This window comes from Nitrososphaera sp. AFS, assembly GCF_009898475.1.
Lineage (GTDB): Archaea > Thermoproteota > Nitrososphaeria > Nitrososphaerales > Nitrososphaeraceae > Nitrosopolaris.
Genome location: NZ_QURE01000034.1, coordinates 1 through 21,014 on the forward strand (window position 1 = coordinate 1; position 21,014 = coordinate 21,014).

The window sequence follows — 21,014 nt, forward strand, 5'->3', positions numbered from 1 at the left end:
TTAAAGGTTCCAACAACCTGCCTTTTTGATTTGAAATCAGGGTCGATAGGACCTTCCTGTTTAGAATAGTTTGTGCCAGTACCGCTAAGAGAAATAGTACTATCGGGCCCCATCGCAGCTAGCTGGACTTTCGGTGCAACCTCAGCTGATGGCTCCGGAGCTTTGGGTGGAACAGCAGGAACTGAGGCTGGTGGGACCGCTGTTGCACTTCTTGGCTTAGGGTTATGAGCCAGAGGAGTCAAACTCTCTAAATTCCTTATCGCACTTTCGAGCGAAATTTTTTCAGCCTTTTGATAATGAGCTATTAGTTTGTCTCCTATCTTTGTGTTCCTTATTGCCGTATCGATTATCATTTTGGCATAATTATCGGCTTTCTGTCTATAATTTCTAACCCAATAACAATCTCCAAAGAATTCCAATGGCTTGATCTGATATATCAAATCTACTACTTCACCTGTCACTATTTCAACTGTGACATAAAGATCAGCTGATAATTTTCTCTGAGTTAGAGGATCGAGCCCACTTTCGGTCCATTTGTGGGTAGCATATATTCTATCTGCATAAGAATCCATTTTGAACCCAGAACTTTTCAAATCGTTACTAACGCTAGAAATATCAGAAAAGTCTATGAGTTCTACAGGCAATCTGAATATTCCTAATCTGGAAGCATGTAAAGGGTAAACCCCCCCCTTTTCGCAATCTCTGATAACATTATCCAAACACGGTCCCTGAGCAAGGATGACATCGAAATAGCTAAATTTGAAGGGCCTAAAAGGCTTTCTATTAACTAGTGTCGTCGGGGCAAGTTATTTCTTGGATCGCCTTGTATCTCTGCTCCATTTCCTCTGCAAATTTTACAACATCTGTAATTTGGTATTTCGACTCAGGAAAAAACCACCTAATTCCAACCTTATGACCAATACCGTCAACATCATGAATCATCCCCTTATCCGCTACGACGCTATATTTGTCATCATAATTTCTTTCCCGCACCTCCAAACCGCGTTTTGTCCTATCTTCCAATATTATGTTGGAGGCATCATCTTGGTAGATTAAATAGAACTTACCCTTTATTGGAAGAGATTTATCGTTTGCCATAAATCTTTCCTAGATTATTCCACTTATTTTTCTATTGGATTGCCTATCATATTGCCCCATTCAGTCCACGAACCATCATAGTTGCGAACTGACGGATAACCAAGAAGGTATTTCAGTACGAACCAAGTATGTGATGATCTCTCACCTATTCTACAGTATGAGATGACCTCTTTGTCAGGAGTGATTCCCTTTGCATGATACAGCGAGCTAATCTCATTGGCGCTTTTGAATGTCCCGTCTGTCTCATTAATTACTTGCGCCCAGGGTACATTGATTGCCCCGGGAATATGGCCTCCTCTCTGTGCATGTTCCATCGGATATTCAGGAGGGGCAGTAATTTCTCCAGAAAATTCTTTCGGTGAACGAACGTCAACTAAAATAGCCTCTGCCTTTTCCATTGCCCGTTTTACGTCTGCTAGATAAGCCCTGACCCCTTCATCAGGAGGTTGAGCCGAGTATTTCGAATTACTATTAGCTGTTAGCTTTGGGTTGTCCGTTGTGTACGGCCGCTTCTCAATTTCCCACTTTTTTCTTCCTCCATTCATTATCTTAATCTTATTGTGGCCATAGTATCGAAACACCCAAAAAGCGAAAGCTGCAAACCAATTGTTGAAATCGCCGTAAAGGATGAGTTCGGTGTTTGGAGTAGCACCCAACTTGGACATAAGTTCCTCAAACTGCCGCTTGTTGATTATATCTCTGCGTGATACATCATTAATATCCTTCTTCCACCAGACCAAGTGGGCACCAGGCAGATGACCCTGGCGATATGCATTTTCAGGATCATAATCAACTTCTAGAATTCTAACATTTTCGTTTCCGGCACTGATAATTTCCACAACCCAATCAGTTTCACATAAGACTTCGGGATGGGAGTACGATGCAGCATTTGACATGAGAATATTATCTTTTAATAGTACTTAAAATATTTTGCTTACAGGTTACATGTACTATTTTTGCATGGATTCCCATCTCAAAACTGCGTTGCCAATTAGAAAGGTCAATGCAAATCCCCAGTAGTCTCAAAATTAGCTGGTTTGTATTAGGGAGCATTTTGGAATTGAATAATTCCAGAGAGTTAAAAATTTTCGCGAGCGTTTTTAGTAGTGGATAGGTCAGAGGTAAATCATAGCTATAATTACCTAATTTTTTCTTAGCACTAACTGTAAAGCATTTCAAATATATTATGAGTTATCAAAGTGAATTGTGAACCACACGACTTTAGCAATGGTAGTTGTCCTATCGGCTGCACTCGTAACAGGTGCGTCTTTGGCGATACCTTTACAACAAGCAAACGCAAGTAGCAACCATCATAAAAAACATGGCAACGGCACAAATATCAGGACCACTGAAAATCAAGCCAACACGTGTACAGGCAACATGGCATTTTGCAACAACGATCTAACGAATATAAATTGTCTACACTCGATCTGTGTAATCGGAGATATAACACCCTGGGTTTTGGCGACGCCATATTAAGTAGTGAAGTCAATTCTTTAGATCCTGTACGGAAAAGAGAATTATCATATATCCTCTACTTTTTATTGTTGGAAAAACATAAATTGCCTTCTATACAAAAATTTTTTGTTATTATCCCATTCATTAGTTTGTGCCATAATTCAAAAATAAACGTCATTCAGGAACTATTTGTATGTTGTATAACTAGTTGTTTGTATGTTGTATAACACTACTCCTTTGTGCTATTTGCAGTGAATCCCCAATGATTCGTGTTTTGTAGGCTGAATTCGAAATTGTGCTACAATCTATTAGTGAATGAAATGGAACAAAAAAGGAAAATACAATTACATTTTACAGCCACTTTTGAACTGATCCGATGCTGTGCTTTGAATTCATTTGGATTCATGAATACAGTGTGGACCGGGTGGGATTCGAACCCACGACCACCTACGTTTCCTCTGCAAGTGCATGCAAGGCAGGTATTCTACCGGACTAAACTACCGGCCCAGACATTAAGTCTAGTTAACGATGATATTTTTAATCTTTTATTTTTTACCTCTCAAGGTTAACTATCTTCTGACCCGCAGCAGGTTTATAATGATGTAGACCAAGGGGATAATTTTGTATTGTCGTCGAATCGTCTTATTATTAATGTCATGCATGTATCCAGATTCGAAGATACTTGATCGTAGCTTGAAGATGGCTTCTACTTCTTCTGTTTCAGGTCCTGATACATGAATAATTAAGACAAAATCAGGTCATACCTATGGAGAGTGGGGTTATTTCCAGAAGGAATAAGTTGGAGTAGATAAGTTGGAGTAGTTAGTTATAGTAAATATTGTCGTTCTTTGGAGGAGATTCTGCTGGAAAAGTCGATAAAAGTAAATATGAAAATTTAACAATGAGTATCAGACAAACAGTCCTAGAGAGAGCGAATCGTAGATGTCAAGAATGCTCTGTGAAGTTTAGTCCTAGTATCCATCCCAGTTTTGAGCATATCAACGGATCGGTGAAAGATAATCGTCCGATCAACCTACGTGCTTTATGCCCTAAATGTTTCAAATTAGTAGAGAAGAAGGAAAACCGAAAGGGGCTTTTTGGAAGCCTTCGTAATACGTTTCGGCTAAAATAGAAACCAAAACCAAGAGAGTGTGATTGGGGCCTTGATTGAGGTGTATGATATTTAATAAGACAATGTTGCATGCGTCTCTAAACTCACTCAGAGCTTCAATTTCAGTAGATATGAATTTAAAAGGAATCGTGCCAAAGCTAGCCACCAAATTTGGCGTGCACAAACTCTATGGATCCGCTATAATCAGTATTGACTTACATTTAGTAAGTGCTTGGTACCACATATCAAATTATATGCGTTATGCAGGCGTTGTCAAAGCAGACATGTTTCGCTCATACTCGATAATTTTGTCCTCCATAGTTAGCGTGATATCTATGTCGTCTAGTCCCTCTAGCAACTTTCTCTTATTGGCGTTGTCTATTTGAAAATGCAGAGTTTTATGAGAAAATGATACCTCTTGACGTACCAAATTTATATGAACCTCCTCACGCTCAGATACTTCAAACAAACACTCCAGCTCAGTCTCTTCTAATATGACAGGCAATATTCCATTCTTTAAACAATTATTATAGAATATATCAGCAAAGGATGATGATATTATAGCTTTGAACCCAAAATCTGCAATCGCCCAGACTGCGTGTTCACGAGAGCTACCACAACCGAAATTGGCCCGTGACAGCAGTATTTCGCGGCCTTTATACCTCTCATTGTTTAACACAAAATCGGGTCTCTGGTTGCCAAATTCATCAAACCGCCAATTATAAAACAAGAATTTCCCAAAGCCCGATCTCTGAACTAACTTAAGAAATTGTTTGGGTATGATCTGATCCGTATCTACGTTAGCCATATCAATAGGTGTAACTTTGCTGTTGATTATTTTAATCGGTTTCATTTCACTTCATTCTACCAATTTCCCTTTGAATCTATCTATAGCCAGTCTCTGATGTCGACAAAATGACCTTCTATCGCGGCTGCTGCCGCCATGATTGGACTAACCAAGTGAGTTCTTCCACCTCTCCCCTGTCTTCCCTCAAAATTGCGGTTTGATGTGCTGGCACATCTTTCCCCTGGTGCAAGTATGTCTGGGTTCATTCCAAGACACATACTGCAACCAGACTCTCGCCACTCAAATCCAGCTTGTATAAACGTTTTATCCAATCCTAATCGTTCAGCTTCCTTTTTTACCTGTTGTGAACCAGGGACAACCATTGCCTTAACATTAGGCGAAACCTTTCTACCTTCTGCAACCAATGCTGCTTCTATCAAATCGGCCAGCCTACTGTTAGTACACGATCCAATAAACACACGATCAATCTGAATCTCTTCGATTGGCGTCCCCGGTTCCAGAGCCATATATTTTAAGGCAGTTAATGCCGCTTTACGTTCAATTTCGCTTCCGTTGGAAAAGTTGTTAGGAAAAGGTACTTCTCCATTAACATCTACGACCATTGCGGGATTCGTACCCCAGCTAACCTGCGGAGCAAGATTATATATATCCAAATTAAATGATTTGTCAAATTGTGCGCTAGGTTCGGTTGTCATACAATCTTTCCAATATGCCATAATCTTTTCAAACTGTTCTCCTTTGGGTGCGTATCTTCGACCTCTAATGTACTCGAATGTAGTATTGTCTGGGGAGACTAACCCGGCCCTAGCCCCAGCCTCGATTGACATATTACATATGGTCATTCTTCCATCCATTGATAGCCTGGATACAGCTTCGCCGTAGTATTCGATTACCGTCCCAGTCGCTCCCGATGTTCCTATTCGGCGAATCAATGAAAGTATTATGTCTTTAGCCGTTATTGCACGCGGACTTTTAGGAATCCCTGTAATATTTATTCCAAAAGTTTTGGGTTTGTGAATCCACAAACATTGGGTAGCGAGTACATGCTCAACTTCGCTAGTGCCTATACCAAATGCAAACGAGCCAAACGCGCCATGAGTGGAAGTATGGCTATCTCCGCAAGCAGTGGTTATTCCAGGGAGAGTGATCCCAAGCTCTGGAGCAATTACGTGAACGATCCCCTGCTCTGGGCTATTGAGGTCAAATAGCCTTATCCCAAAATCTTCACAATTTTGTCTCAATTGATGCATTTGCGTAGATGCGTTAAGATCAATTATAGGAAGAGATCTATCCGTAGTCGGGACATTGTGATCCATTGTTGCAAATGTAAGATCAGGTCTTCTGACTTTCCTATTGTTTGACCGTAAGGCGCTAAACGCTTGAGGTGAGGTCACCTCGTGAATAAGGTGTCTGTCGATGTAAATTAGAGACGGTCCTCCAATTTCAGTACCATGAGCTACTAGATGATTGTCCCAAATCTTCTCAAATAAAGTCTTTGACATTAAATAGCTATATTAAATAGTTATATGCGCTGAAATATAATCATTAGTAATCTAGATTTAAATAACCTGCATCGTAACTTGTGGGATAATTATAAAATTACCTCCTATCGCAAATTTGAAAATAAATGAATTTGAGAATATTTAAATCAGGAGTGATTCTGATCATGGGTAATTAATTATGAACCCACATGATAATCGCTTCGGAGAATATCTGGAAGAGCATATCAAAAAAGGAACAACTACCTGTGCTCTGACTTGCAAGGATGGGGTGGTCTTGGCCGCTGATACAAGAGCTAGTGCTGGCTTCTTTATTGCTGATAGACACGTGATGAAGATTCAAAAAGTTGATAATCATCTAGGAATGACAATCGCTGGGGGGGAAAATCTTGTAGATATTATGCGGTACAATGCAAACATCTACAGAATTTCAAACAAAAAGCCTTTGCCGGTCGGATCAGCTGCTAGGCTGTGCTCAAATGTATTGTTTAATCAGCGATATTACCCTTATTTTGTCCAAATTATTATCGCCGGTTATGACGGCCAAGGAGAAGGACAGATTTGTAATATCGATCTTTTTGGTTCTATGACAAGTGAGAGATTTATCTCTACTGGAAGTGGTTCACCAGTCGCATATGGTTATTTGGAATCGGAATTCAAACCGGATTTGGGAGTAGACGATGCTTATAAGATAGCTATACATTCGATAGCTGCTGCCATACGGAGGAACGCAGGTACCGGCGATGGAATAAATGTGGTTATCATCGATAAAAACGGTTATCGGGAGCTGTCCAAGGAAGCTAAGCTGGCAGCCGGTGCTGTATATTAGATATATGCCATTCTTCGCTTACTAGAATGTCATTTTAGAACCTGTAACTACGAGCCTTCCGATATGTGATACACAATGTATGATGTAACTTAGCTAAAAAGCTGTAATGAGGTATCTGTATGACCCACCCGTTTGAAATTTTTGGGTTCGAAATTTTCTCCAGTTAGAGATCTCTTCGAGTAAGATAGGTTAAAAAAATCAGAAGCAATGTGACCAATTTTTTAATAATTGGGCAGTCCAATATAAAGCTGGTAGTAGAGGATAGATGTACGTGATAAGTGCTAAACAAAAGCGTACCAGGGGTTATAGTTAATGGCTCGATCTCTGTTGCTCCGCCCTGTTTTGACTCCTCTGCTACTTATCGTAAGTTCAGAGTGGTATTTGTATTATAGAGCCTGAGAGGTAAACTCATATCAATTTAGCTATTTAGCTAGCCAAATATAACATCGTAATTTAACGACACTTACATTGACATCATGTCGGATGACCAGCTTTAGCAGCAATTGGGTGAAGGAACGTAAACCGAATCCCTCTGAGCGAATCAGAGAAAGTGTGAGAGTCCAGAAACCCCTCAAACCACGTATAGATTCAAGTAAAAACAAGATATCGTTGCAAAATCAAAAATTAGATTCGACCCTAGAAAAACTGAAAAGAAGGGAAAAATCCCTTTTTGATCAAATTGTGACTAACGTACAAAAACACGATATGATACAGGGAAAAATGCTTTCCAGTGAGTTGGTAGAGGTTAAAAAGACGATAAAGATGGTCTCACAATTCAAAATGGCTCTAGAGCAAGTTCATTTTAGGTTGGAGTCCACAAGCGACATTGGTGACGTAATGAACACCGTGGCACCGGCAATGGGTGCTTTATCACGAGTAAAATCCGGGATGTCTCATGTTATGCCTGAAATGGACATAGAATTAGGTGAAATCAATGGAGCCTTTAATGATATAGTGATGAATGTTGGAGAGATTGGCAATACTTCATTTACATTTAGCTCGGGAGGCGAGGATACAGACAAAATTTTGGCTGAGGCCAATGCTATTGCAGAGCAAAGGATAAATGACAATTTTCCTGATATACCTGTTGGAGGATACAATAGGGCTTCACGCTCATCTTTGAATGGACAGGCATAATGGCTTCGAAGCTAAAGATCAAATATTGGTCCCAGTGGTTTCATGTTGTTTCATGTTGACTTGTCTATTATTTATGGGAAAATGTAACCTAATCCCCAGATGATGGGTTGATTTATGTGACCAAGAACCTGAAATCCGGAGTCGTAATAATGTCCACTTTTCCCTCGGAAGAATCGTTAAGGGGAATAGCATTGGAGGTAGTCGTTAATAAAAAAATCTGTGCTTGCGTCAATTATGTCAGGATCAAAACTTTGTATAAATGGCAGGGCAAAGTAGAAGATTCCGAAGAATTTCTTACCATCTTTAAGACTACAAATCAGCACTCTCAGGAGCTAAAGGCGGAAATAAAGTTAAGGCATCCCTATGAAATTCCTGAAGTTGTAGAATTGACTATGGATGACGTCTCAGATGCATATATGAATTGGATGATGCAATCTACAAATGCTGTCTCTTGAATCAAATGGCCTAGATAGGTTGAAAACGCTATTGCTTTGATTCATAACTTCGAATATCTGAGTAAACCTACAATCCCCCCTAGTGACGAAACCCTAAGACCTAGATCAGTAGACGAATCGACAGCATACAACATTCCTCCGTGCAATTCAATTAAGTTCAACAAGTTCATGATAGTTTCTTCATCATAATTGCTTTTGAAAATTGCGTCAGAGAAGATAACCGATTTTATATTCCTCATTGATGCAGCTTCACTTACCTCTTTCGTGCCCAGTGCGTATTTATTCTCACCTTTGCTAATCAGCTTCAAAACTTCATCCAAAATTGAGGAAACGGACGAAATTTTACTTGAGCTCATCACTTCCTTGAGTGCAGTGGAACGAAGGAATACATAAATTCCGTCCTCGCCAGCAACATCTACGCCTTCAACTACCGATATTTGTTCTTTTTCAAATTGAGATTTCGCTGCGTTAAGATAGTTAAGGAGCTTTCGTTTGGCTTCTCCCGGTCCAAATATAACTATTCTAGAGGAATAATTGTCTTGAATATTTTTCTTGATGGTTTGGATAGTGCCAGCAACATCTGAAAAAAAGTTCTCGATACTGGGATTGCTTTTCCGAGCTGATTGATAGCGCTTCCCGCTTTGCCCAGAATATGTGTTTGGGATCATTTCTAAATGTGTGCCAGAGACCCTAGCGACGGCAGCCTCCTGAGTATCTATCGCCACTAATACGAATTCTTCAGAGATGCCTGACCTGGTGAGAATGCCTATCTCGGTGTCATGCCATTTCGTATCTTTCTCAATCATTATTGTGTCGTTAATGCGTACTGTCATAGAATGATGTGATCCCTTTGACACATTCTCGTTATTAGTATCAGTTATAATTCCAGTAACCCGCAGTCTATCGACAGAATCATATAGAGAGACATCTTCTACTCGTAAGCTGATCATTACCTTGACTCGGTCCCCTTTCTCAGGACGCCCGTATTGTTTAACATGCTTTATTATCCTAGTTGTCTGACCCAAAACGAGATCTCCTCTTTTAATAGTCCTTCTTAATGCAAACAAATCATCAGAGTCTTTGGGAATAATAACATAGGCCCTGCCGGAGTACCCTTTAGCTTCCTTCACTATCATGTGAGGGTCAAATGGGTCCCAATCATAGACACCTTGCTTAATCGATGGAACATAATTCGCTCTAGACGGATTTTTCTTTGCGAATTGAAGGGTTCTCTTTCTTGTCTTGAGAAGATCTTAAATAATTGTCCACCCATTCTTGGGTAAGTACGCCTGACTCTACCAAATTTACGAGTGCATTAGCTGATGCAACGCCATATACTTTGCCTGATCTTCTTCTGATTTGACGCCATTTTAGCTGAGTGTTTCCGCTCTTTGATGAATAAATTATGCCCAAGATTTCCTTTGCGTTTACGAATGTGATCTCCCTCACTTTCTTGAGGGTTACTTTGTCTGCTGCCTCGATATATATTGCACCTTGACCTTCTTCACGTTCAGGAAATACTTCGTAATCATGTAGATAACTTTCGGGAATAAAGGATCGGCACGTACTAATAATGATAAACTTACGAAAGCTTTCAAGAGATGCAGTAGTGACAATCTGAACCAACATGTTCTTGAAACCATTTAGGTTCTTATCAAGGTTATGAAAGGATATAGGGGCAACAGATTATCGAACTGGTTAAATCAGATTAGCAGACTAGCACTGAACTATGCAAATGAGTAGGTAAAACAATGCTGAAAATTTACCTCATTTATGTAATCAATGAGGACAAACTCCAAACTCAAGATCTTCCTCATCTGTTTGTCGGATCAGTAGGGCTAGGTTCGTCATTGTTTGTCCATCTTAGAGCTTCTGTCTCTATAAATAAAAACTGAGCCAATTCAAATGTAATAATGACATTGGTGTCAAACCAGGATTTACTCAAAGGAAGTTCGTAATATGAATGCCCACTTATTTGAACGAAATCTACTCTTCACTTCGATCTGTCTCCTATGCAAACCCCCAATCGCTTTCAGTTTTTTGTTGTATTTGGGTCTCTGCTTGCTGCATCTGCCCATAAATAATGAAAATAATCCTTCGCAAAACCTGCAAGGCCTATGTGTTCGGCCCATATTGCAATTGGTTCAAATTTTCCAACTTCACTCTTTCCTTCACCCAACAATATCATTACTTGTCTACTGTCTCCTATCACTCCCCCGCCGAACATATTGTTCTTTAACCTTACATCAGCGATTCTGGATATCGTGCGAACCGTGTCTGGGCTTGTTTGTTCGGATACGAGTACAGTTATTTTAACCCCTTTATCATGTAATATTCTCAACATCGGTTGTACTGGTCTAGCGATGTCCTCGACGACTTGTGGCAGGGCTATCAGTAACTCCTGTTGGCATGTCTGAACAATCTCATTCACCTTGGCGGCTATATTGTACATGCCCCGAACCACCCAGATCTCTGGCCTTTCTCTTAGTCCACTCTTCTCATATACCGGCATTAACTCACCTATGATTAAGTTTTCATTGTCTTTTATTCCGCTCTCGATGCGCATCCTCATAGCTTCAAGTGCGCTACTTGGTGGTCTGGGAAAGAACTTCTGTGGCCTAGAGCTGTCAGATTCTGACCAACCCTTATCTTCAAGACCATTAAGAACCTCATATATTTTGGAATATGGAACGCCAGATTTTTTGCTTATTTCAGATGCTGTTGATTTACCGGATTCAACAAGAGCTAGATACACCTTAATTTCGTAACCAGTTAAGCCAAGGCTTTCCATAGCTTTCCTTGACTTGTCACTTATATTCATTTAAATATGTGAATTTGTCGTGAATCACCAATATAAGTATGTTTTAAGCATTCCGCCATCTTGTATAGATCTATATTTTTCGATTCAAAGCTGTAATTGACGAATTAAGTTTGCTGATGGTGTGAAATCATTCGATGAGCGAAAATCCCTATACTCATCGAGTCGCAAGCAGATAAGAATCTATATATCTTCCTTGGAAGGACTGAAGGGTCTTGGTTTACCATTATCTAAGAACTATTAATATAATGCGATAGTTCTAGATCCTTTGTCAATATCAGCACCAGACAATTTTAGCAGTTCTTTTATTCATTAACACCAACCCACGTTCGGCGTCTTGGAAGTAACTAATCACCTTAGGAGTTGTCAGCTCACATTTATATATTAAGCACTACAGAAGAGAGAAAGAAGAGGAGTCGATTAGTAGAATGGAACTTATCCAAATTTCTAATTTGTCCACCAAGAGCTCTGGCTCTAGGCGTTCTATAAGATACACTCAAAGTATATGCCCAGACTGTAACATGATCCTCGATGCAGAAGTTTTCGAACGAGAAGGCAAGGTTTTCATGACAAAAACCTGTCCAACGCACGGAGAGTGTGAGGAGCTATATTTCGGTTCATATGAAATGTATAAAAAATTCAGCACCTATTGGATGGATGGAAAAGGTGCCAAGGCTCCAAACGTAATGATAGACAAGTGCGCTTGTCCGACCAATTGCGGTTTATGCACCAATCATCTTTCACATTCTGGCTTGGCTAACATGATTATAACCAACAGGTGTGATCTGACTTGTTGGTATTGCTTTTTCTATGTCAAAAAAGGATTGGAGGGTGCATATCTATACGAACCAAACCATGAACAAGTTAGGGCTATGATGAAAACGCTAAAGGCAGAAAGACCAATAGCTGGCAACTCGATTCAGATAACCGGCGGCGAGCCAATGCTTAGGGATGATATTGCAGATGTAATAAAGATAATGAAAGAAGAGGGCGTAGACCATGTGCAGCTTAATACAAATGGGATTAAACTGGCTCTGTCACCAGAAACTATGAGGCAGATAAGAACTGCTGGCGTCAGCAATCTATATCTTTCCTTTGACGGGGTTAGCCCGAGAACAAACCCCAAAAATCATTGGGAAGTACCATATACCTTAGAATCAGCACGCAAGTGCGGGATGACTGTGGTATTTGTTCCAACGGTTATCAAATCAATTAATGACCATGAATTGGGCGGGATAATTAGGTATGCCCAGCAGAATTTGGACGTAGTTCACGCAGTTAATTTCCAACCTGTTTCACTGACAGGCAGGATGACTAAAAAGGAACGTGAAAAATATAGGATTACTATACCTGATTGCATTGAGCGCATTGAAGAACAAACCAACGGTGATATCCCTTCAAGTGCATGGTTTCCCGTCCCTTCATGTATGCCTTTAACAAATGTCATAGAAGCCTTCAGCAAGAAACCAAAGTATGAGCTTTCGATCCATTTTGCATGCGGTGCAGGAACCTATCTTTTTGAGGATGCATCAACTAAGAAACTGATTCCACTTACCTCATTCGTGGATCTGAAGGGTATGCTAGAATACTTTGAAGAGAAAGCGGATGAAATCAAATCAGGAGCAAATAGGTACTGGACGACTCTACAAGTGGTTCGCAAGTTAAACCAATTTATCGACAAAACTAAGCAACCAGATGGTTTAGATCTTGCGAAGATGTTTTCCAGTATCCTACTAAAGCAAAACTTTGATTCAGTCGGCTCTTGGCATGGAAGATCACTTTTCCTAGGAATGATGCATTTTCAGGACAAGTACAACGAAGATCTAGAAAGACTTCAGAGATGTGACATCCATTATTTGACTCCCGATTTGAGAATTATTCCGTTCTGCGCATTTAACGTTATACCTGAGTGGTATCGGGATAGAATACAGAAGAAGTACAGTATTCCTGTGGAAGAGTGGGAGAAGGCACACGGCCAAACCTTAGAGGCCGGCTTGTACCGCGGGTTGATGAGAAGAGGTAAAGCTGATGCTCAAATGGGTTGTGCAGTGTCTGAAATGCACAAAGCAGCTGCCGAAAAATCAGGCCCAGCGGAGGATCATAGGGGAGTTGAGCTTCGTAATTCTATGGCAGGGGCTTAACACTTTTGCACTGAGCGCACTCGTTCTTCAATTTTGATGCCCGATAACGGAAAACTAGCGGGAAGAGCATAACGTTTTTTGTCATTGCCTGTACTGATATTAGATTCGAAAAGGTTTATTTGAAAGAAGTGGCTTGCTTCCAAATTGCACACAATGAATTATATACAATTGGAACCTCAGGCCGATGTCGCTGTAATCAAAATCAACAGGCCCGAAGCACTAAATGCTCTCAACCTTGACGTTATTCTTGAATTATCACGAATAATAGACATAATTGGGGTGGACGATGGTATTAAAGCAGTGATTATCACAGGTGCAGGCGAGAGATCCTTTTGCGCGGGTGCTGATATTTCATATATGGTCAACATTTCGACGATCGCGGCCGAGAAATATGCGACTACTGCACAAGAGGTGCTCAATAAAATTGAAAGATTAGAAAAGCCTGTTATTGCTGCGGTTAATGGATTCGCCCTGGGTGGAGGTTGTGAACTGGCAATGGTTTGTGATATCAGAATTGCCTCTAGTAATGCCGTACTTGGTCAGCCAGAGGTAACGATAGGTATACCGCCAGGTTGGGGTGGGACTCAACGATTGCTAAGGCTGGTTGGACCGGCAAAGGCTAAGGAGCTAATTTTTACAGGAAAAACATTGACGGCTGAGGAAGCTCAAAATATAGGATTGGTTAACAAAGTTGTTGCGCTAGGAGAAGGTGATGTGCTACCTCCAGAAACTCAAGATGACATCCCAAAATCGAAAGAGCGCTCGATGCAAATCTCAAGGATCCTCAACAAAAAGCTCATGGAAGACTGTCTAACACTTGCTAAACAAATCACAAGGAACAGCTTTATTGCTGTAAAAACTAGCAAGATGCTGATCAATAAAGGGATGGATGCAGATATAAGCACAGGATTGCGCTTAGAAATCTATGGTTGGGCATTATGCTTTGCTCATGAGGATAGGGAAAAAATGATGTCAGCATTTCTCAACAAAAGCAAAAAGTAATAACCGACAGATAAGATGGATACTCTGTAGTAGCCTAGTCAAGTCGTAGAAACTATTCTTGCACCTTTGCTAATTCGACATTCGAATGTTCTGCATTCGAGCTTGCCTTCCTTGAACCCCTCGGACATCGAAGTTGCAACTTGCTTTGCATTTTTTCTATTTTTTAAAAATGAGATGATGGAGGGCCCTGCTCCGCTGATAGTCACCGCAAGGGCCCCAGAATGAAGTGCATTTCTCTTGACTGCATCATATCCAGGAATCAATTTTTTTCTGTAGGGCTCCACTACTAAATCATCTATCCCTTTGGAAATCATCTCGACATCTTTCAAGAGAAAACCTGCAACTATAGTACTTGCATTTGAGACATTATGAACGACGTTCTTCAATGGGACTTGTTTGGGCAGAACACGACGTGCAAGCTCAGTTTTTTTCTCGGGTACCTTTAGTGAGGGAACTGCGACTACGGTAAACAGATCTCTGGGTGCATCAACTTTGATAAATTCTATTCTAGGATAGGTTCTTACTAATACAAATCCACCGAGGAGAGATGCAGAAACGTTATCAAAATGTTTGGTTCCTGCACTGATAACTTCGCCCTCGGCTGCATACTCCAGCAATCTATTCGCTTCGATTCCGAGATCAAATAGTCTATTGAATGCCATTGCAGCGGCAACAGCTGAGGCTGCACTGCTTCCAAGCCCCATTCCTGCGGGAATGTTCTTCTCAAGCGTGATATCGAGATGATTTTTAACCCCAAAGTCTTTAGACATCTGCCTTACAACCACGCCTGCACAGTTGTATTCTACTTTCGCAGAAATAGAAGAAGATCCTTCACCCAAAACTTTGATCACTATTTGTTCAGATTGTTCGCTCCGTGCATTTATCGTAACCTTATCCTCAAATGCTTCCAGGCTCAATCCAAAGACATCAAACCCTGGTCCCAAATTCGCTGTAGACGACGGAGCAGTGGCTGTCACTTGTCTGTGCTCCATTAGGTGCCACCTATGCATTCTTCTCCTTGACTTACAATTCTTGACAGCGCTGCAGATAAATTGGCGATCCCGTTCAAATCCGACCCCGAGACAGCTATGAGATTCTGAGGTAAGCCAGATCTATTCATAGTTCTAGACAGATCTTTTGTCAATAGCGAGTATTCCGAATCCTTCTCTTTGTCTAGAGAAGACTCCAGTGAAATATTAGACGCAGCCCAGCCTAAAACTTCTTTTAACTTTTCTGCTAGTAGGTCGCGCTTTGTTAAAATATTGATCTGGGCTATTTTTAATCTTAATTTTACTGCAGATGCAAGTAACTGGATTGAAACAAAGTTTATTGGAGTGGACATCAACATGCCATCGCACAGAAAAAGATTAACCTTATTATCACATTGTAAATGTGACACAAAGTATGAGCCGCTTATCCTAAATGCAAATAGTTCTATTTGTCCAGGTGTATCAAAGAAAATATAATCAGGATTTAGACTATTGACCTCATCTTGAATCTCGTCAATTCTAGTTGCAATCATATCGCTCGCCATGATAACAGATCCATTTGGTCCAAGATTGTAAGTTTCCATTAACGTATTAACATCTATAAAATCTCTGATGTCTACATCAGGTCTATACGGCAAATTTACGACGCCCGGATCAAGGTTAATGCTAATGGGGAAGCACCTGCGATCGATATACCATTGGAGTAATCTTGACGTAAGTAATGATTTTCCGGATCCCGCAGTGCCAGTGATAAATATTGCGTTCATTTTTTGAGTCATTCTTGGCATCGCATCGTATATTTACTTTCCAAATTGAGACATTGTAGTCCTAGTAAGCTATGAATAGTTTATACACAACTTCGAGTCAGACGAGGTAATAAATCCATTTCAATTAACTATTATAGGCCCAGAGTTTTAAGGTAATGGACCACTTTTGAATTGGAGACTCCTTGCAATACCGGTGAGTGTTGTTCCTTTACTTATAATGGTTTTCACAACTCATGTTTCTCCAACCGATATTTTTGCGGTAGGCATTGTTCCCTTTATATTGTCTACCGCTTCTGTCATTGGGAGGATCATGCTTCAAGCATTTCGATTCGATTACTTTGTCAGAAAATTTATTGGAAATAATGTAAGTTCTACTAGCAAAATAATCACGGTGAGATTAGCGGGTGAATTTGTGACTCAAACCACGCCTTCGTATGTAGGTGGAGAAATTGTTAGAATCGCCTTTTTGACCAAAAATGGCGTGCTTCCTGGAAATGCTGCGTGGGTGACTACAATGGAGATTATTGCTGACGTTTTTGTGGGAACGGTACTCGCTTTTATTGCAGGGGGTATTGCCCTTTTTAGAGGAAATGACTTTATCGGGATAGCAGTTATTTTAGTTGCAGTTCCCACATTCGTCTTTTGGCTGCTGCTGCTCATTTTTTCTGCAAAACGAACTCTTCGTTTGCCTTCTTTTTCAACAAAATTATTGCAAAAATTCATCCCACCACGAAGAGCAGAGCAATTAGTTAGCTCGACAAACAATGCTATTTTCGACTTGTGCAAAATGAGTCGTCAGAACTTTAATTCTATATGGGCCGTCAAAATCTTTTCCATGGGGCTCGCGATAACCTTCATAGCATTCTTACTGCAAGGGGTCTCATTCTTGATATTGGCAAATGCCGTGGGCTTCAGATTGGGTCTATTTGATTCTCTGATGGCAACGTCTGCATCTACAGCATTATCGACATTACCCATCACAGTGGGAGGATCAGGACTCGCAGAACTAGGTATATGGGCTTATACTTCCCATTTTACAGGGATTCCTTCCTTTGCGAATATTGTTAAAGATTCCCATCTAAGTCTGATAGTAGCATGGAGAATAGCTTCCTACCATGTGCCACTTATCATCATGTGGGTTGCGCTTATGAAGGTCACAACGACGAAAAATTCCTTCAGATCTTTAGCAAAGAAGTTTGATTCACATAATCGCCGTTCTACCAGCAGAACAGAAGACGGTAGAAGCTAAGAACGAAGTGCAGATCAAATATTCTAACACACTCAAATAACTAACATTTGTTTTTCGGTAGAGTAGTCTCTGATTAATCAGAGCCGTACCCAGGATTAGGCCAAGTGGCTATATCGTTCTGACCTAATTTTATAGAATTACTGCACAAGGAACAGAGTGAATTTAACGCTTCCCTGCAAGACGAGAAGTTAGGCATATGGGCCAGCGAAGGTAAGTTGTAATTCAGGTTTCCTCTTGTTCGTTAAGACCTTCCGTAGACGGAGCATCAGATTCAATATCCATAAGCTGCAAATCTTCCAATTCAAATCTGTATATGGCAGCCATGTCAAGCAAAAATTTTGTTTTCAAAAACTCAACGAGTCTGGCACTTAGACCTCCTTTAAGCATTTTAATTTTAAACTCGTATACAACGCCCTTCTTGAATTCTGCTATAACCATGCTCTTGGGAACATCTAAACCCTCTATTATTGTCCTGTTGTCCGGTAAGGGCTCGTATAGTTGTATGTCGATTTTACTATCTTCCTGATACGTATCCAAGATGTATCCAGATCTTTTGATAACTTGCTCGTTCTCAAATTGGACTGATTTTATCTCATCTTCTGCCCATTCGGGCAGATTTTCTTCGCTATGTTTGTTCGAATTAGCCTTGGCTCTGACCATAGTAGGCACTTTCTAAAACTGACACGAGGTCACTCCGATATGGTACCAATGCAATTTATTCTGCACACTAATTCGCACTTACTAAATTCTCGATCGCTTGACCAACGGTCAAAGCACCTTTGCTCCTTGCATACCGCTCTAAAATCTTTACTTGCTCAGGTTTAAAGCAGATAGGAACAATTTTTTTGGAGTTAACACAGGACATTGTTTGCAAAGAATGACATGCAAGGATTATAATTGTTACTATGGTCATCTTAGTGTAGTAAACCCGGTTTTTTTGAGGGTATCTTTAACTGGTTGACAGAATTAGTGCAATTTTTCCTTCGATATAGAGCGATAGTAGGGAGGTTTTGCACTATCCTGAAACGCAGCTGCTATAACCGCATTCTATGCACATGTCGCACCCCTCAGTCATGATAAGCTTGGATGTGCAACTAGGACATAATTCTTCTGGTGAAATCAGTTCCCGCGAGTTGAGATGGTGGGCTTGCACAGACTCTGCGGTGATTTCAATTGTTGGAATCTGCTGACTTTCTGGACGAAGTATCTTAGTTCCCTCACGTTCTTCAGGGTCGTAGCTTTGTATGTCCTTGTAAATTTTCTCTAGGGCTTTCAGGATATGTGATTCAGATATATTCTCTCGAATGTATCTTCTCGCATATTGACTTGGGACGGCACCAAATCCCTCCTGCTTTTTGTTTTCACCTGTGAAATGTAGTACCTGCTCATGTCTTGAGCCATCTCTATAGACCGTAACACCTTTTAGACCTAAGTCGTGTGATAGTAGGTAAGCACACTTTACATCCTCGGCAGTAATATCTCCTGGCATATTGATTGTCTTTGCTATAGCATTAGATATCCACTTCTGCCATATTGCCTGAGCTATTAAATGGTCTGTCCAATGTATGTCGATCGCTGTGACAAAAACCTTCTGTATCCAGCCCGGTATTTCCACTAGTCCGTGTGCTGAGCCGTAGTTATTTGCTACCTTGCCGAGTATCTCGTCGTCATAGAGACTATTCTCTCGCAACACAGTTTCGAAGATCCTGTTTGTGTAAAAAAATCGGCCTACAGTGACACGTTTCTCAAAAACCACCGCAAAAATAGGCTCGATGCCATTTGATGTATCCGCAATCATAGACAAGGTCCCAGTCGGGGCTATAGTCGAGGTCCAAGAATTCCGGATTCCATGTTTCTTGATCTTTTCGATGAGTGAGCTCCAGTCATACGAATGCGCTTCTCTTGGAAGCTCATAGTACCCTGCCACGGGGATTTTTCCGTTGATATAGTCAGTCTTTTGGATTAAAGGGAATGGACCCCTTGCTTTGGCAATAGCAACACTCTCTTCCATGCTGTAGTAAGACATTGCCTCTGCAAGCTTATTCATGAACTCATAACCCTCTGACGAATTGTAAGGTATTCTAAGCAAGAAGAGCAAGTCTGCCAGACCCATGATGCCCAAACCAATTCGTCTGGTGAGTTTGGTGTTTATGTCTATCTTGTCGACCGGATATTTATTTACGTCGATTACGTTGTCTAGAAATCGTGATGCCTTTCTGATTGTTTGCTCATATCTCTGCCAGTCGAATTCGTACCTTCCGTCAGCTTTGCGCTTAACAAAGTTAGCCAGATTTATTGAGCCCAGATTACATGATTCATTTGGATAAAGAGATTGCTCTCCACATGGATTTGTGGCCCTTAGCGGTCCACCTTTAGCAGTGAGGCAAGGATTGTATTTATTTATGTTGTCAAAAAAGATGATTCCAGGCTCTGCACTCTTCCATGCACTTAACGAAATTAGATCTATTAACGCATGTGAGTCAATCTGCTTAATGGCTTCATGAGTTCTTGGATTGCGAAGGGTATATTTGCCGCTTTTATTTCTGTCTATGAGGGACTGCCAAAAATCATCCCAAACTCCAACACTGACATTAAAGTTTTCAAATATGCCAGGCTTCGTTTTTGCTGTTACAAATTTCTCAATATCAGGGTGCCATGCTTCTAAGATGCCCATATTGGCGCCTCTTCGCTTTCCGCCTTGCTTCACAACATCTGTAATGGTGTCAATAATGCGCATAAAAGAGGTAGGTCCAGATGCAACACCAGACGTTGATGCAACTATGTCTCCTTCTGGTCTTAAATCTGAGTAGTTTATCCCAACTCCTCCTCCGGATTTAAAAATCATCGCTGCGTCGGTGGAAGATTCCATGATACCCTGCATATCATCGGGCATGTTAAGAACGAAGCAAGCTGAAAGTTGCCCTAAACCTGCGCCTGCATTCATCAGAGTAGGCGTGTTAGGAAGAAAGTCTCTCGAAATCATTAGGTTATAGTACTCTTTGATTTTTTCTCCGTATGCAACAAAAGTGCCCTCTGCGATTAATTTAAGCAATTCCTTAAAACCAATCTTCATATGCCCAGCCCTGGCGAGTTCGCAGTAATGTCTGATTATAGCCTCAAAATGAAATTTATTTAAATAGTAGTTGTCAATCTTCAGCTTGAGATCAAAGTCGTTCATTTTTTTATAATATTTCTCAGCTTCTGATATGTCTGCAGCTTGATTTGTATCCTTTGACAACGTGAATATNATCAGGAATGGCTATCAGAATAGATACCCTTTCAAACATTTGCTTTGGACCCTCAATTATTTCATTACTATCATTTCTCAGCAAATAACGAGCTGCTAAAACCCTTAGAGAATTAATATCAAATGACTTGTCTACCTCATCCAAGACCCTCTTGTTTAATATCTTCATCTTTTCATCGCGAAGCTTACGTCTCTCATGCCTGTACAAAATAAATGCCTTCGCTGTTTCTGAAAGACCCTCTTCGATAAGAATCGATTCTACAACATCCTGTACATCTTCAACGCTTGGGATCTCAAGAGATCCATATCCATGATGTACCAATTTTTGGACCACTTTATTGGCCAGCTTTTCGGAAAGTGAAAAGTCTGGTTTGCCAGTAGCAACTAGGGCTTTATAAATGGCATC

General features: G+C 40.6%; 18 protein-coding genes, 1 tRNA gene and 1 pseudogene. 7 read left to right on the top strand and 13 right to left on the bottom strand.

The genetic code is table 11. The annotated features are described in order from the left end of the window. The 3 genes from DYY65_RS05485 to DYY65_RS05495 all read right to left on the bottom strand — a co-directional run. Nucleotides 1–719, bottom strand: a 719-nt coding sequence (locus DYY65_RS05485; protein WP_162476977.1) for a ferredoxin, incomplete at its 3' end; no start/stop codon positions are given. Nucleotides 720–783: 64 nt separating this feature from the next. Next, a complete protein-coding gene (locus DYY65_RS05490; protein ID WP_162476978.1) occupies nt 784–1,098 on the bottom strand; it encodes a hypothetical protein in 315 nt (104 codons plus the stop codon). Between the two features lie 23 nt (nt 1,099–1,121). Continuing rightward, the gene (locus tag DYY65_RS05495) at nt 1,122–1,994 is read right to left on the bottom strand and encodes a sulfurtransferase (RefSeq protein WP_162476979.1); all 873 of its coding nucleotides are present in this window, start codon (nt 1,992–1,994) and stop codon (nt 1,122–1,124) included. Nucleotides 1,995–2,304: 310 nt separating this feature from the next. Between DYY65_RS05495 and DYY65_RS05500 the strand changes: the two genes are divergently transcribed. Further along, a complete protein-coding gene (locus DYY65_RS05500) occupies nt 2,305–2,577 on the top strand; it encodes a hypothetical protein (protein ID WP_162476980.1) in 273 nt (90 codons plus the stop codon). Nucleotides 2,578–2,972: 395 nt separating this feature from the next. Here the strand turns inward: DYY65_RS05500 and DYY65_RS05505 are convergent. The 3 genes from DYY65_RS05505 to leuC all read right to left on the bottom strand — a co-directional run bounded on the left by DYY65_RS05505 (nt 2,973) and on the right by leuC (nt 5,977). Further along, nucleotides 2,973–3,063: transfer RNA gene (locus DYY65_RS05505), tRNA-Ala, on the bottom strand. An 863-nt stretch (nt 3,064–3,926) separates the two neighbouring features. After that, entirely contained in the window at nt 3,927–4,520 is a 594-nt protein-coding gene (gene leuD, locus DYY65_RS05510) for a 3-isopropylmalate dehydratase small subunit (RefSeq protein WP_162476981.1), read from the bottom strand. 35 nt (nt 4,521–4,555) lie between these two features. Next, nucleotides 4,556–5,977: a 3-isopropylmalate dehydratase large subunit gene (gene leuC, locus DYY65_RS05515; RefSeq protein ID WP_162476982.1), complete on the bottom strand. Its 1,422-nt coding sequence runs from the start codon at nt 5,975–5,977 to the stop codon at nt 4,556–4,558. Nucleotides 5,978–6,155: 178 nt separating this feature from the next. Between leuC and DYY65_RS05520 the strand changes: the two genes are divergently transcribed. The 3 genes from DYY65_RS05520 to cutA all read left to right on the top strand — a co-directional run bounded on the left by DYY65_RS05520 (nt 6,156) and on the right by cutA (nt 8,395). Beyond that, complete coding sequence (locus tag DYY65_RS05520) at nt 6,156–6,803, top strand: proteasome subunit beta (protein WP_162476983.1); 648 nt, start codon at nt 6,156–6,158, stop codon at nt 6,801–6,803. 507 nt (nt 6,804–7,310) lie between these two features. Continuing rightward, on the top strand, nt 7,311–7,940 hold the full coding sequence (locus DYY65_RS05525) for a Snf7 family protein (protein WP_201449355.1): 630 nt from the start codon (nt 7,311–7,313) through the stop codon (nt 7,938–7,940). A 116-nt stretch (nt 7,941–8,056) separates the two neighbouring features. Continuing rightward, the gene (cutA, locus tag DYY65_RS05530) at nt 8,057–8,395 is read left to right on the top strand and encodes a divalent-cation tolerance protein CutA (protein WP_370519301.1); all 339 of its coding nucleotides are present in this window, start codon (nt 8,057–8,059) and stop codon (nt 8,393–8,395) included. A 41-nt stretch (nt 8,396–8,436) separates the two neighbouring features. Here cutA and DYY65_RS05535 read toward each other — a convergent pair whose 3' ends face one another. The 3 genes from DYY65_RS05535 to DYY65_RS05545 form a co-directional block, all read right to left on the bottom strand. After that, the gene (locus DYY65_RS05535; RefSeq protein WP_162476985.1) at nt 8,437–9,531 is read right to left on the bottom strand and encodes a pelota family protein; all 1,095 of its coding nucleotides are present in this window, start codon (nt 9,529–9,531) and stop codon (nt 8,437–8,439) included. Between the two features lie 61 nt (nt 9,532–9,592). Continuing rightward, on the bottom strand, nt 9,593–10,021 hold the full coding sequence (locus tag DYY65_RS05540; protein WP_162476993.1) for a hypothetical protein: 429 nt from the start codon (nt 10,019–10,021) through the stop codon (nt 9,593–9,595). Between the two features lie 406 nt (nt 10,022–10,427). Then, on the bottom strand, nt 10,428–11,216 hold the full coding sequence (locus DYY65_RS05545) for a TrmB family transcriptional regulator (RefSeq protein ID WP_162476986.1): 789 nt from the start codon (nt 11,214–11,216) through the stop codon (nt 10,428–10,430). Between the two features lie 425 nt (nt 11,217–11,641). Between DYY65_RS05545 and tes the strand changes: the two genes are divergently transcribed. Both tes and DYY65_RS05555 read left to right on the top strand, forming a co-directional pair. Then, entirely contained in the window at nt 11,642–13,354 is a 1,713-nt protein-coding gene (gene tes / locus DYY65_RS05550; RefSeq protein ID WP_201449356.1) for a tetraether lipid synthase Tes, read from the top strand. A gap of 153 nt (nt 13,355–13,507) precedes the next feature. Continuing rightward, the gene (locus DYY65_RS05555) at nt 13,508–14,356 is read left to right on the top strand and encodes an enoyl-CoA hydratase-related protein (protein WP_162476987.1); all 849 of its coding nucleotides are present in this window, start codon (nt 13,508–13,510) and stop codon (nt 14,354–14,356) included. A 38-nt stretch (nt 14,357–14,394) separates the two neighbouring features. On the opposite strand, the gene DYY65_RS05560 is transcribed toward DYY65_RS05555, so the two are convergent. Next, a complete protein-coding gene (locus tag DYY65_RS05560; protein WP_162476988.1) occupies nt 14,395–15,348 on the bottom strand; it encodes a homoserine kinase in 954 nt (317 codons plus the stop codon). After that, nucleotides 15,348–16,133 carry an ATP/GTP-binding protein gene (locus DYY65_RS05565; RefSeq protein WP_236561689.1) on the bottom strand — a complete coding sequence of 262 codons (786 nt, stop codon included), beginning with the start codon at nt 16,131–16,133 and terminating at the stop codon, nt 15,348–15,350. The genes DYY65_RS05560 and DYY65_RS05565 overlap by 1 nt, the downstream gene beginning before the upstream one ends. Nucleotides 16,134–16,278: 145 nt before the next feature. Between DYY65_RS05565 and DYY65_RS05570 the strand changes: the two genes are divergently transcribed. Beyond that, nucleotides 16,279–17,361, top strand: coding sequence for a lysylphosphatidylglycerol synthase transmembrane domain-containing protein (locus DYY65_RS05570; RefSeq protein ID WP_162476990.1), 1,083 nt, complete (start codon nt 16,279–16,281; stop codon nt 17,359–17,361). A 222-nt stretch (nt 17,362–17,583) separates the two neighbouring features. Here DYY65_RS05570 and DYY65_RS05575 read toward each other — a convergent pair whose 3' ends face one another. Together DYY65_RS05575 and DYY65_RS05580 are read right to left on the bottom strand one after the other, a co-directional pair. Further along, entirely contained in the window at nt 17,584–18,021 is a 438-nt protein-coding gene (locus DYY65_RS05575) for a hypothetical protein (protein WP_162476991.1), read from the bottom strand. A gap of 355 nt (nt 18,022–18,376) precedes the next feature. After that, nucleotides 18,377–21,014, bottom strand: a pseudogene (locus DYY65_RS05580) (adenosylcobalamin-dependent ribonucleoside-diphosphate reductase); the annotation flags it as partial.